This window comes from Streptomyces sp. NPDC055189 (assembly GCF_053606765.1).
Genome location: NZ_JBSGSG010000032.1, coordinates 52,171 through 64,947 on the forward strand (window position 1 = coordinate 52,171; position 12,777 = coordinate 64,947).

At 71.6% G+C, this 12,777-nt stretch carries 9 protein-coding genes; 5 read left to right on the plus strand and 4 right to left on the minus strand.

From position 1 onward, the window contains the following. The first annotated feature begins 133 nt into the window (after positions 1 to 133). Positions 134 to 1,087 carry a HAMP domain-containing sensor histidine kinase gene (locus ACWFR3_RS23020; protein ID WP_453736479.1) on the plus strand — a complete coding sequence of 318 codons (954 nt, stop codon included), beginning with the start codon at positions 134 to 136 and terminating at the stop codon, positions 1,085 to 1,087. A 2-nt stretch (positions 1,088 to 1,089) separates the two neighbouring features. Next, positions 1,090 to 1,752: a response regulator gene (locus tag ACWFR3_RS23025; protein ID WP_453736480.1), complete on the plus strand. Its 663-nt coding sequence runs from the start codon at positions 1,090 to 1,092 to the stop codon at positions 1,750 to 1,752. Between the two features lie 29 nt (positions 1,753 to 1,781). Here the strand turns inward: ACWFR3_RS23025 and ACWFR3_RS23030 are convergent, their stop codons facing one another. The 3 genes from ACWFR3_RS23030 to ACWFR3_RS23040 form a co-directional block, all read right to left on the minus strand. Continuing rightward, positions 1,782 to 3,218 carry a flotillin family protein gene (locus ACWFR3_RS23030; protein ID WP_453736481.1) on the minus strand — a complete coding sequence of 479 codons (1,437 nt, stop codon included), beginning with the start codon at positions 3,216 to 3,218 and terminating at the stop codon, positions 1,782 to 1,784. 109 nt (positions 3,219 to 3,327) lie between these two features. Then, positions 3,328 to 3,843 carry a hypothetical protein gene (locus ACWFR3_RS23035; protein ID WP_453736482.1) on the minus strand — a complete coding sequence of 172 codons (516 nt, stop codon included), beginning with the start codon at positions 3,841 to 3,843 and terminating at the stop codon, positions 3,328 to 3,330. Between the two features lie 195 nt (positions 3,844 to 4,038). Further along, positions 4,039 to 6,015 carry an NAD-binding protein gene (locus tag ACWFR3_RS23040; protein ID WP_453736508.1) on the minus strand — a complete coding sequence of 659 codons (1,977 nt, stop codon included), beginning with the start codon at positions 6,013 to 6,015 and terminating at the stop codon, positions 4,039 to 4,041. A 438-nt stretch (positions 6,016 to 6,453) separates the two neighbouring features. On the opposite strand from ACWFR3_RS23040, the gene ACWFR3_RS23045 reads away from it, so the two are divergent. The 3 genes from ACWFR3_RS23045 (at position 6,454) to ACWFR3_RS23055 (ending at position 11,142) form a co-directional block, all read left to right on the plus strand. After that, on the plus strand, positions 6,454 to 8,055 hold the full coding sequence (locus ACWFR3_RS23045; protein WP_453736483.1) for an NCS1 family nucleobase:cation symporter-1: 1,602 nt from the start codon (positions 6,454 to 6,456) through the stop codon (positions 8,053 to 8,055). Between the two features lie 89 nt (positions 8,056 to 8,144). After that, the gene (locus tag ACWFR3_RS23050; RefSeq protein ID WP_453736484.1) at positions 8,145 to 8,510 is read left to right on the plus strand and encodes an ArsR/SmtB family transcription factor; all 366 of its coding nucleotides are present in this window, start codon (positions 8,145 to 8,147) and stop codon (positions 8,508 to 8,510) included. Further along, positions 8,503 to 11,142: an HAD-IC family P-type ATPase gene (locus ACWFR3_RS23055; RefSeq protein ID WP_453736485.1), complete on the plus strand. Its 2,640-nt coding sequence runs from the start codon at positions 8,503 to 8,505 to the stop codon at positions 11,140 to 11,142. Before ACWFR3_RS23050 ends, ACWFR3_RS23055 begins: the two co-directional genes overlap by 8 nt. On the opposite strand, the gene ACWFR3_RS23060 is transcribed toward ACWFR3_RS23055, so the two are convergent. Continuing rightward, positions 11,133 to 12,647 (minus strand): LCP family protein, encoded by a 1,515-nt coding sequence (locus tag ACWFR3_RS23060; RefSeq protein WP_453736486.1) that lies wholly within the window; start codon positions 12,645 to 12,647, stop codon positions 11,133 to 11,135. The genes ACWFR3_RS23055 and ACWFR3_RS23060 overlap by 10 nt on opposite strands. Between the last annotated feature and the right edge of the window lie 130 nt (positions 12,648 to 12,777).

Here is a 12,777-nt window from a genome sequence, read left to right on the forward strand (position 1 = left end):
CGACACCCATCTCCCATGGGGTCTGACCTGTAGTTCTCTGCGTGAATGGGTGTTGGCCCCGATGGACAGACCGGATCCGCGGGGCGCACGCTGACAGTGCGGGAGCCGCCGGCACCGAGAAAGGACGTACCGCGTGTCCCTGTTCTGGCGGATCTTCCTGCTCAACGCAACGGTGCTGTTCCTGGCCGCCGCCCTGCTGCTGCTCGGACCGGCCACCGTCTCCACCCCGGTGCTGCTCACCGAGGCGCTGATCCTGGCCGTGGGGCTCGTCGCCACGCTCGCCGCGAACGCCGCGCTGCTGCGGATCGGCCTCGCTCCGCTGCAGCGGCTGACCAAGGCCATGACCACTACCGACCTGCTCCGGCCCGGCCACCGGGCCGAGGTTTCGGGGCACAGCGAGATCGCCGACCTGATCACGACCTACAACACGATGCTCGACCGGCTTGAGGCCGAGCGGGCGGCCAGCAGCGCACTGGCCCTTTCCGCGCAGGAGGACGAGCGCCGCAGGATCGCCCAGGAGCTGCACGACGAGGTGGGGCAGACGCTCACGGCGGTCCTGCTCGAACTCAAACACGTCGCCGACCAGGCCCCGGGGCCGCTGCAGAACGAGCTGCGCCACGTCCAGGAGACGACGCGGGAGAGCCTCGACGAGATCCGCCGCATCGCCCGCAGACTGCGCCCCGGCGTCCTGGAGGAGCTCGGTCTCACCAGCGCGCTCAGGGACCTCACACGCGAGATCACCGCCCACGCGGGCCTGGCCGTCACGACGCACTTCGACAGCCCGGTGCCGAAGCTGGGCCAGGCGGCCGAGCTGGTCCTCTACCGGGTGGCGCAGGAGAGCCTGACCAACGTGGTGCGCCACTCCGGTGCCCGGCGGGTGGACTTCACCCTGCGCACCGGCCCCGCCGGGGCGGACCTGCGGATCCGCGACGACGGCCACGGCGTCGGCCGGGCCGCCGAAGGCGCGGGAATCCGCGGTATGCGCGAACGTGCCCTGCTCATCGGCGCCGGCCTCGACCTCACCGCGATGCCGGGGGGCGGCACCGAGGTGCACCTCCACGTCCCAGCACCACAAGGGAGCAAGTGACCATGGCCCAGCCGGACACGACGACGAGGATCCTGCTCGCGGACGACCACGCCCTGGTGCGACGCGGAGTGCGTCTGATCCTCGACGCCGAACCCGGCCTGACGGTGGTCGGCGAGGCCGGTGACGGCGCGGAGGCCATCGAGATGGCCCGCGCCGAGGCCCCCGACCTGGTCATCCTCGACATCGCCATGCCCCGCCTCACCGGTCTGCAGGCGGCCCGCGAACTCTCCCGGCTGCAACCCGAAGTACGCATCCTCATGCTGACGATGTACGACAACGAGCAGTACTTCTTCGAGGCGCTGAGCGCCGGAGCCTGCGGCTATGTGCTCAAGTCCGTCGCCGACCGCGATCTCGTCGAAGCCTGCCGCGCGGCCATGCGCGACGAACCCTTCATCTATCCCGGAGCGGTCAGCGCGCTGATCCGCAACTACCTGGACCGGGTCAGGAGCGGGGACAGGCTCCCCGCCAAGACCATCACCGACCGTGAAGAGGAGATCCTCAAGCTCGTGGCCGAGGGCCACAGCTCACAGGAGATCGCGGACCTCCTCTTCATCAGCATCAAGACGGTCGAGCGCCACCGCGCCAACATGCTCCAGAAACTGGGGCTGCGCGACCGCCTCGAACTCGCCCGCTACGCCATCCGGGTCGGACTCATCGAACCCTGATCCCGAACCCTGAGCACAGGGCGGCCGGATCAGTCGGTGACGTCGATCTTGCCGTTGAGCTTGGCGGACTCCGGGGCGGCTGCCGAGCCCGCGGGAGACTTGCCGCCGGTGAGGCCCTTGAGGAGCTCGGCGATGTCGACTCCCGTGGTGGAGCCGAGGAGTTCGACGCCCTGGGCGACATTGTCGGCGACCGTACGGGAGAGCTGGCTCGCCCCGTCCGTGGAGATCACGGTCATCTTGTCGACCGCGCTGAGCGGCTCGGACGCCTTGGCCACCACGCTGGGCAGCACCTCGACGAGCATCTGCAGGACCGCCGCGTCACCGTACTGCGCGAACGCGTCGGCCTTCTTGCGCATCGCCTCCGCCTCGGCGGCACCCTTCGCGCCGATCGCGGCGGCATCGGCCTCGCCCTCCAGACGTACGGCGTCGGCGAGCGCGCCACGCCGGGCCTTCTCGCCCTCACCGGTCAGACGCGCCCGGTCGGCGTCGGCCTCGGCCTGCTTGACCAGGGAGACACGGCGGGCCTCCGCCTCCTGCTCGGCCTGGTAGCGGGCGGCGTCGGCGGGCTTGCGGATCTTGGTGTCAAGCTCGCGGTCGGTCAGGGCGGCCTGCCGCTGGGCGACCTTCTCCTGCTCGGTGAGGACTTCCTGCTGGCGTGCGGCCTCTGCGAGCGGTCCCGCGGCCCCGGCGCGGGCGGCTGCCTCGTCGGTCTCGGCCTTGATCTCGGCCTGCTTGAGGTAGAACGTCCGCTGCGCGACGGCGATCTCCTCCTCGGCCTTCAGGCGGGCCTGCTCGGCGGCGCGGCGTGCGACGGCCTCGGCGATGTCCGCCTCCTGCCGCGCGCGGGCGGCCTCGGGACGGCCGAGGTCCTCCAGGTAGGAGCCCTCGGTGGTGATGTCCTGGATCTGGAAGGCGTCAAGCACCAGACCCTGCCCGGAGAGGCTCGCCTCGGCCTCCTCGGCGACCTGCCCGGCGAAGGCGGCGCGGTCGCGGATGATGTCCTCCACCGACATCCGGCCCACGATGGAGCGCAGCGCGCCGGAGAGCACTTCCTGGGTGAAGCCGACGATGCCGCCCTGCTGGGCGAGGAACCGCTGGGCCGCGGCGCGGATGGAGTCCTCGGTGCCGCCGACCTTGACGATCGCGACGCCCTCCAGGTTGGCCTTCACGCCACGCAGCGTGACCGCGCCGCGCACCGCGATGGGGATGTGCCGCGAGGAGAGTTCGAGCGTGAACTTCTGCTGGACGAACGGCACGACGAACACGCCGCCGCCCACGACGACCTTCTGGCCGCTGTTGTCGGTGAAGATGCGGCCGGTGTCGGGATCGGTGGACTTCTTGCCGCGCCGCCCGGTCACGATGAAGGCCTCGCTGGGCCCGGCGACCTTGTAGCGGGTCACGACGACGAGCGCGAGCAGCACGAGGAGTACGACGACTCCGATGACGGCGGTCAGGACTGGACTCATGGTGAATTCCCCCCTGCCTCCCGGGGGCGGCAGATCGGTGATGTTGTACTGAGGCGTGGGCCGTGGGCCGTGGGCCGTGGGCGTGTGGCGGTTGCGTGGGCGTGAGGTGTCAGCGCTGCACGGGGCGGACCGCGACCGAGGTCGGCGACAGTGCCGCCTCCACCCAGATCTCGGTACCGCGGGTGACGGCCACGGTGCTCTTCGCGGAGAACTTCACGGGCTGGCCCGCCAGTTGGAGCAGCACCTCGCCGTAGCCGTCGACCGGGATCGCGGTGACCACGGCCCCCGCGGTGCCCACGAGGTCGGCTCCCCGCGGGGTGGACGCGGTCTGATCCCGCATCAGGGCCCGGCTGAACTTCCACGTCAGCCAGGCCGCTCCCACGCCCACGGCGGCACCCATGGCGGTGGCGGCGACGACGCCGAGCCCGGTCGTGCCGAGCACGATCGCACCGCCGAAGCCGAGCATGGACACGAATCCGGCAATGACGGGAAGGGACAGCAGCCCGTCGAAGAGTCCGTCGAGGACTCCCATGCCGTCGAAGAGACCTTCAAGAACCCCGTCGAAGACGAGGGAGAGGACCAGCAGGGCGATTCCCGCGATGCCGAGCCCCAGGAAGACATTCACCTGAGCACCTCCCCAACTTGCCGGATGTCTCGGTGAGGTGGGGATCGTCGCATGCGGGGGAGTTGGTCCGCATTGCCGTGATCCGGCAATCATTACGGGTCTTCGATGCCGGTCTGTGTGCCGGTCTGCGTGTTGGTCTGTGTGTCGGTCTGTGGTGCCTGTCCGGCTGGTCTACGTGCTGGTCCGTATGCCGGTCTAGGCGTCGCCGGAGCCCGTCCGTGCGCGGGTGTGCCGGCCGAGGAGTTCGGCCAGGCCCTGCCGGGTCGCGGCCAGGACGACGCGGTCCTGGGAGCGCAGCACATAACCGGGGTGGAGGTTCCAGACGAGGCCGGCCGGGTGGTCGGTGCCGTCGTCGGGGCGGGAGGCGGTCAGGTCGGGGAGGCGGTCGTCGGGTGCGGCGGAGTCCAGGGCGATGACCCGCCAGACCCCGGGCCGGAACGATTCCTCGATGGTCCGCCCCTCGAGGCGGGGGTTGCCCGCGACGTCGAGGGCCGCGAAGAGCAGTACGCGCCGCTCCACGGGGATCGCGCCCAGGATCTGCCGCCCCATCATGGCCCCGGCGAACGCGGGGGCGGCCAGGGTGGAGACGCTGCGGCTGCGGGTCAGGGCCTGCGGGTGGGCGGCGCGCAGGGTGCGGTAGACGGCGGTGGCGAACGTGTCGTCGTACAGCCGGAGGGCCACGCGGACATGGGGCTTGATCGAGCGGGCGTACAGGGCCGCTTCGAGGTTGGTGGTGTCGACGCTGGTGAGGGCGAGCAGTGCGTGCGCGCGGTGGATCTTGGCGGCCTCCAGGACGCCTTCGTCCGTGACGTCGCCGATCACGGTGGGTACGCGCAGGCGCCGGGCGAGCGGGATGCCGCGCGCTTCGGGGTCCTCCTCCACGCACACGACGGGGATGCCGAGTTCGCGCAGGCGGGCCAGGACGCGGGTGCCGATCTTGCCGAGGCCGAGCAGCACCACGTGTCCGGAGAGGCCGCGCGGCGGGCGGCGCAGGGACGACGCGGTGCGGAAGGTGCCCAACGCCTCCAGGACTGCGGCGAGCAGCACCGGCAGGAGCAGCAACCCGGCCAGGCCGGAGAGGAGTTGGAGCACCTGGCGGGCGGTGGATTCGCCGATTGCGGGGTCGTCGATGGCGAACAGATCGAGCAGGGTCAGATAGGCGGCGGCCAGCGGGTGGGCGTTGCTGGTGAGCCAGTTCGCCACCGCGAGGCCGAGCACACAGGACAGGAGCCCGGCCACCGACCAGCGCAGGCGGGGCGAGAAGAGCGAGCCGAGCGGAAGTCCGCGCCCCGACAGGCGGCCGGACAGACGGCCGGACAGGCGCGCCGGCAGACGCGCTGACAGGCGGCCGGGCGGCCGGTCGGGTCCGGCGTGCGAGACGGCCTTCAGGATGACGGTGCCCCGGCCGGTGGCGGAGGTGACGGTGCTGTCGTCGGGCAGCAGCAGGGGCCCGTCCTGGCCGCCGTCGTCCGAACCCTCCGAACCCGCCGGGTCGTTGGTGGTCGACGAGAGCAGGGCGAGCGTGCACAGGCCGGGGTCGGCGGACGCCTCCCGGCCCGTCGGGACGCGTTCGACGGCGCGCAGGAGCAGGCCGTCGGCCTGGACGACCTTGCTGGTCCCCGCGACAGCGGTGGCCGCAAGGGCGGGGGCGGCGGTGTCGGCGTCGGAGAGGACGGTGGTGGAAGCGTTCACCTCGTCCGGATCGAGGCCGGGGAAGGCGACCGCGGCCGCCTGGTCGAGCAGCTCCTCCAGGTGCTGGCCGAGCTTGCGGTTGTAGAGCCGGATGACGATCCGCAGGCGGGGGTTGAGACGGCGGGCGACGAGCGCGGCGTGGATGTTGGTCTCGTCGTCGTCGTACACCAGGGCAAGGGCGGCAGCGTCGTGGACGCCCGCGTCGACGAGGGCCGCCTCGTCGGGCTCGGGCGCTTCCAGGACCCGCGGCACTTCGGGCCGGGTCACGCCGTCGTCGCCGCCGGGCGCACCGGCCGCGCGTGCCATGACGGCCTGCATCCGGCCCAGGAGTGCGGTGGCGCGTGCCCGTCCGGCCGGTCCGGACCGCGCGCCGTCGGCAGGCGGCGCGGAAGGGACGAGCACCGTCACCCGCTCGCGGTACACCGAACGCAGCTCGGCGGCGAGGCGCTCGGCGAGCGCGTCGTCACCGCACACGATCATGTGGCCGCTGTGCGGTGGCTGTCGCGCCTGGCCGGGAAGCGGGGTGCCTCCGTCCGGACGGCGGCGGGCTCCTTCGTCCGGACGGCGGCGGGCCCCCTCGTCCGGGCGGCGGCGGACGGGCTGCGGGTTCCCCTGGCTCACGACTCGTTCCCCCCGACGCTCACGACTCGTTCTCCCCCGATGCTCACGACTCGTCCTCCCCGGCGCCGGTGCGCGGCGACGACCCACGATTGATCATGGGAACAAAGGTAGTTGGGGTACGCCTCTGGCGCGATAAGGCCGACCGGGAGCAGGATTGTCGGCGCCGCCGACCGGGGAAACCGGCGAATGAGCCAGTTCTGAAGCCTCTTCCACACTCACCCGCCTCACCCGTACCACCACAACCACCAGTACCTGAGCTGAGTTGACGCGCGTGGACCCGTGTAAAGGAGCCTGGGCATGGATTTCGGACGCGAGGCGGAACCCGGCGCGAGTCCCGGTGCGAATCCCGCTACGGACCCCGCTGCGAAACCCGGCACGGCATCGCAGACCGTGTCCGACGACGGCCGCGTCGAACTGCGCCCCGGCGCCTTCCCGGAGCACAGCCGCTTCGCCAACGACGACCTGAAGCCCATCCCCCTGGCCGAACGCCACTGGAGCACCTACAACTTCGCCGCCCTGTGGGTCGGCATGGCCCACAACATCCCGTCCTGGACGCTCGCTTCGGGCCTCGTCGCACTCGGAATGGACTGGCGGCAGGCCGTTTTCACCATCGCGGCGGCCAACGTGATCGTGCTGTTGCCGATGCTCCTGACGGGACACGCGGGCCCGAAGTACGGCATCCCGTTCCCGGTCCTGGCCCGCGCCTCCTTCGGCCTGCGCGGCGCCAACCTGCCCGCACTGATCAGGGCGGCGGTGGCCTGCGGCTGGTTCGGCATCCAGACCTGGATCGGCGGCCAGGGCATCTACGTACTGCTCAACAAGGCCTTCGACGGCGCATGGAGCGACGAATCGCAGATCGGCGGCTATCCGTGGCCGCTGTGGGCTTGTTTCGTGCTGTTCTGGGTCCTCCAACTGGCCATCATCTACCGGGGGATGGAGGCCCTGCGGCGCTTCGAGAACTGGGCGGCTCCCTTCGTCCTCGTCGGTGCCGTCGTGCTGCTCGTGTGGATCGCCGACAAGGCGGGCGGCCTCGGTCCGCTGCTCGACCAGCCGTCCACCCTGGGCTGGGGCGCCGACTTCTGGCCGGTGTTCTTCCCCGCGCTGATGGGCATGATCGGCTTCTGGTCCACGCTGTCCCTGAACATCCCCGACTTCACCCGGTTCGGCAAGGGCCAGCGGGCGCAGGTGTGGGGGCAGACGCTCGGCCTGCCGACCACCATGACCGCCTTCGCGCTCCTGTCCGTCCTGGTCACCTCCGGTTCGCAGGCGGTGTACGGCGAGCCGATCTGGGAGCCCGTCGACCTGGCGGCCAAGGCCGACAACGTCTTCGGGCTGCTCTATGCCCTGGTGACCGTCCTGGTCGCCACGGTCTCCGTGAACATCGCGGCCAACGTGGTCTCACCCGCGTACGACCTCGCGAACCTCGCCCCGAGGTTCATCAACTTCCGTACCGGCGCGCTGATCACCGGTGTCGTGGGCGTGGTCATCTTCCCCTGGAAGCTGATCGAGACGCCCGAGCTCTACATCTTCGTATGGCTCGGCGTCGTGGGCGGGCTTCTCGGCACGGTCGCCGGAATCCTGATCGCGGACTACTGGGTGGTGCGGCGGACGGTCCTCGACCTCGCCGATCTGTACCGGCCCGAGGGGCGCTACTGGTACACCGGCGGCTGGAACCTGCGGGCCGTCGCCGCCTTCGCGGTCGGCGGCGTGCTCGCCGTGGGCGGCTCGCACTCGGCGCCGGGCAAGGGACCGTTCCCCGAGGACGGCCTCATCCCGCTGCTGAAACCGCTCGCGGACTACGGGTGGGCGATCGGGCTCGCCTCCGCGCTGGTCGTCTACGTGGCGCTGATGACGGCGGGCAGCCGCGCAGGCTGGGGAGGACGCCGGCCGGCGTCCTAGACTGGGCCCTCGCGTACGGGACGTGCCGTACGCGCGAGACCGTACGGGACGTCCGTACGCGCGAGACCGGGCGCGGAGGGAGGACGACCGTGGGAGCAGGCGGAACCGGCTTCGATGATCCACCGGCCGAGGTCCTCGCCGAGGCGGCCGCGGCCTTCGGTCTGCTCGCCTCCTCCGCGCGGCTGCACATCGTGTGGGCGCTCGCGCAGGGCGAGAGCGACGTGACCGGGCTCGCGGAGCGGGTCGGCGGCGCGCTGCCCGCGGTCAGCCAGCATCTGACCAAACTGAAACTGGCCGGTCTCGTACGCTCCCGGCGCGAGGGCAGGCGGCAGGTCTACTTCGTCGACGACACGGACGTCGTGACCGTCGTGCGCCTGATGGTCGGACAGCTGACCGACCGCACCGAACGAGCGGCTCAGTCCCCCGGACGCGGGCTCCGCGGCCTTGGTGCCTGAGGCGTCAGCCGGTGTGCTCACCTCCCTGGAGGTGCTGCGCCAGGTGGAAAGCGGCCCGCGCGGCCTGACGGACGCGGAGGCCGAGCGGCGCATCGCCACATCCGGCGACAACACCCTTCCCGACCGGCGTCCGGTGTCGTGGCCGCGGCTCTTCGGCCGCAGCCTGCGGGATCCGTTCACCGCGGTGCTGCTCTGCCTCGGCCTGGTGTCGGCCACCGTCGCCTCCTGGGGCACCGCCTGCGTGATCCTGTGCCTGGTCGCCGTCAGCGGAGTGCTTCGGACGTCCGGCGAGTACCGCGCCGACCGGTCCATGGCCGCGCTCCGCGCCCTGGTGGCCACCACCGCGACCGTGCTGCGCCGCGCGGAGCGGGACGAGAGACCCGAGGAGCGGGAGATCCCGGTCGCGGACCTCGTTCCGGGGGACGTGGTGCGGCTCGGAGCCGGTGACCTCGTCCCGGCCGACGTACGGCTGCTGCGGGCGAGCGGCCTGAGCGTGCGCCAGGCCGCGCTGACGGGGGAGTCGGCGCCGGTGCCCAAGGCCGCCGCCGATGTGCCGGGACCGCGGCGCCGCGAGGGTGTCTTCGAGCAGCCTCATCTCTGTTTCCAGGGCAGCAGCGTCGCCTCGGGCAGTGGCACCGCGGTGGTCGTCGCCACCGGGGCGCGGACCCGGTTCGCCGCCGCGCACGGTCTGGCCGGGCGGCGCGGGCCGAGCGCCTTCGACCGCTCCGTGCACGGCATCTCCTGGATCCTCATCCGGTTCATGCTGCTCACCCCGCCGCTCGTCCTGATGGCCAACGCCGCCCTGCGCGGGCGCGGTCTGGAGACCCTGCCGTTCGCGGTCGCCGTGGCGGTCGGCCTCACGCCGGAGATGCTGCCGGTCATCGTCACCACCTGCCTGGCGCGCGGGGCCTCGCTCCTGGCCCGTACACACGGGGTGATCGTCAAAAGGCTGCCCGCCCTGCACGACCTCGGCGCCGTCGACGTCCTGTGCCTGGACAAGACCGGCACCCTCACCGAGGACCGACCCGTCCTCGACCGCACCCTGGGGGCCGACGGCCGGGCCGCGCCCGAAGCCCTGCACTGGGCCGCGGTCAACTCCTGGTGGACGCTCCAGCTCGCCGAGCTGCCCGCCGCGGACCCGCTCGACGACGCGGTCCTTGACGCCGCGGACGAGGACGAGGCCATGCGATACGAAGGGGTGGCGGCGCTCCCCTTCGATCCCGTACGCCGCCTCGCCACCGCCGTCGTACGCGGTCCCGGAGGTCTCGGCACCCACACGCTCGTGGTCAAGGGCGCGGTCGAGGCCGTCCTCGAACGCTGTGTGCTCGACGACTCCGAGCGCGAGCGACTTCTGTCCCTGGCCGCCGGGGAGGCGGACGGCGGCCTGCGCCTCCTCGCGGTGGCCACCGCCGAGCGGCCCGCGCGCACCCGCGCCTACACCCCGGCCGACGAACGCGGCCTGACCTTCCGCGGCTTCCTCACCCTGCGGGACGCACTCGCCTCGACCGCGGCCACCGCCCTGCGGGACCTCGCGGACAGCGGCATCACGGTCAAGATCCTCACCGGTGACCATCCGGGGACAGCGGTACGGGCCTGCCGCGAGCTGGGCATCGGCGCGGACGGAGTCCACCGCAACGAGCCCCTCACCGCAGGCCGCAACGAGGCCCTCACCGCGGACAGCATCGACACGCTCACCACGGACCGCATCGAGACCCTCACCGCCGACCGCATCGACGCCCTCACCGACGCGGAACTCGCCGAGGCCGCCCGGCACACCGCCGTCTTCGCCCGCTGCACCCCCGAGCACAAGGCCCGCATCATGGCGGCGCTGCGGGCGGGCGGGCACACCACCGGGTTTCTCGGCGACGGGGTCAACGACCTGCCCGCGTTGCGGGCCGCCGACGTCGGCATCGCCCCGCGGGCCGCCGTGGACGTCGTACGGGAGAGCGCCGACGTGGTGCTCGCCGACAAGGACCTCACCGCGATCGGCCACGCCGTCCTCGCGGGACGCCACAGCAGCGGCAACATCGCCACGTATCTGCGCGTCACGCTCTCCTCGAACCTCGGCAACGTCATCGCCATGCTCGCCGCGGGGCTGCTGCTGCCGTTCCTGCCGATGCTCCCGGCACAGGTCCTCGTGCAGAACCTCTGCTTCGACGCGGCCCAGCTGGCCTTCGCCTACGAGCGGCCGCACCGGGCGGTGCTCCGCCGCCCCACCGTGCTGCGGCCCCGCGCCTTCCTGCGCTTCATCACCGGCTTCGGCGCGCTCAACGCCCTCGCCGACCTCGCCACCTTCCTCGTCCTCGCGCTCGCCCTGCACGGCACCGGCGGCGCGGAGGACCAGGCGGTGTTCCACTCGGGGTGGTTCACCGAGAACCTGCTGACCCAGGCCCTGGTCATGCTGCTCCTGCGGACCGGCCGCCGCCGGGCGGAGGGCAGGACGCCGGGGCCGGTCGGCCTTTCGGTGGCCGCGCTCGCCGCCGTCGGACTGCTCCTGCCGCTCTCGCCGCTCGGCCCGCTCCTGGGCATGACGGCTCTGCCCGTCCTGTACTACCTGCTGCTCGCGATGGTGCTCGGGTCGTACGCGGCGGCGCTCGGGGTGCTGCGGGGGCGCTGGGCCGATCAGCCGTAGGAGAGGTCGGAGCAGGGGTTGTCGTCGGCGGATCGGGCGCCTTCGGCGACCTTGGAGGGGACGGGATCCGGCTCGGCGGAGGGGGTGTCGGTGGAGGGCGTGGCCGAGGGGGTGTCGGCGTACGACTGGCCGAGAGTGATCGTGACGCCGGGCGCCGTCGCCGATTCCAGTTCCGCGCCCCGGAACAGGCGGGCGACCGACTTCGCGCGGCTCTTCTCGCCGGGGCCGTAAGCGATCACCGTGGTCTCGTGGTCCTGGGTGGCTGCCGTCGCCGTGCCGGTGACCTTGAAGTCGTGTTCGGTGAGGGTCTCGGCCGCGCGGGCGGCGAGGCCGGTGACGGTGGTCCCGTTCTGGACGGTCACGGCGGCTCCGTCCCCGGAGACCGGAGCATCGGACTGCGCGGGGGACGACTCCCCCTTGCCGCCCTTTCCGTCCTTGCCGTTCTTTCCGCCCGCGTCCGCGCCGTCCAGCGTGCGGTCGTTCTTGAGCGAGGCCCACAGGGCGCCGGCGTCCGGCTGGACGACGGCGACGCGTGAGCCTTCGTACCGCCAGGGGATGGTGACGAACTTCGTGTTGCTCAGGTCGATGTCCTTCAGCGACATCGCGAACGAGATCAGCTTGTCGGCGGAGCCGAGTCCGGGGTCCACGGTCATGGAATTCGTCGCGGCGTCCGCGAGCGGAAGGAGCTTGGTGGGCGTGAGGCCGTCGCTCTTGACCTTCTTCAACAGGCTGGCGACGAAGGCTTGTTGGCGCTTGATGCGGCCTATGTCGGAGCCGTCGCCGATGCCGTGCCGGATGCGTACGTAATCGAGGGCCTTCTGGCCCGACACCTCCTGCTCCCCCTCGGCGAAGAGTCGCTTCCCTTGGGTGGTGCGGTTGGGGTTGAGGTCGCGCTGGTAGATGTCCTGCGGGAGGCACACCTTCACGCCGCCCACCACCTCCGTCAGCTCCGCGAACCCCTTGAAATCGACGACGACGGTGTGGTCGACGCGCAGCCCGGTGAGGTGCTCGACGGTGTTCTGGGTGCAGGCGGGGTTGCCCTTGGCGGTCTCGCCCACGGAGTAGGCGGCGTTGAACATGGTGTTCGGCCGGGTCTTGGTCCAGCTGCCGTCCGGAAGTTTGCAGGGCGGCAGGTCCACGAGGGTGTCGCGCGGTATGGAGACGGCGACGGCATGCCGGTGGTCGGCGTACACATGCAGCAGGAAGGCGGTGTCGGAGCGGCCGATGTCGCTCTTGTCGCCGCCGCCGAGGGCGCTGTTCCCCTGGGTGCGTGCGTCCGAGCCGATGACCAGCACGTTCTCGCCCTTCGATGTGTCCGCGTCGGGCCGGTCGCCGGAGACGCCGTCCGCCGCGAAGGTGTCGATGTTGCCGCTCAGCCTGAAGTACACCCACCCGGCACCGGCCGTCACCAGGACCAGCAGCGACAGGACTATGCCGAGGGTGAGCCGCACACGGCCGCGCTTGCGCCGACGGCCGCGTGCGGCTGCACGATGGCTGGTTGTCATGGGTGCGCCCTATCCGTCCGAGTCGTTCCGCCTCATGAAGCAGGGACGGTCCGGCCCTCTCCATGGTTGTACAGTTGCGCAATGTAGCAATCTTTTCTGAGGCTACTGGCAGCTGAGTCACAGCTGGAAC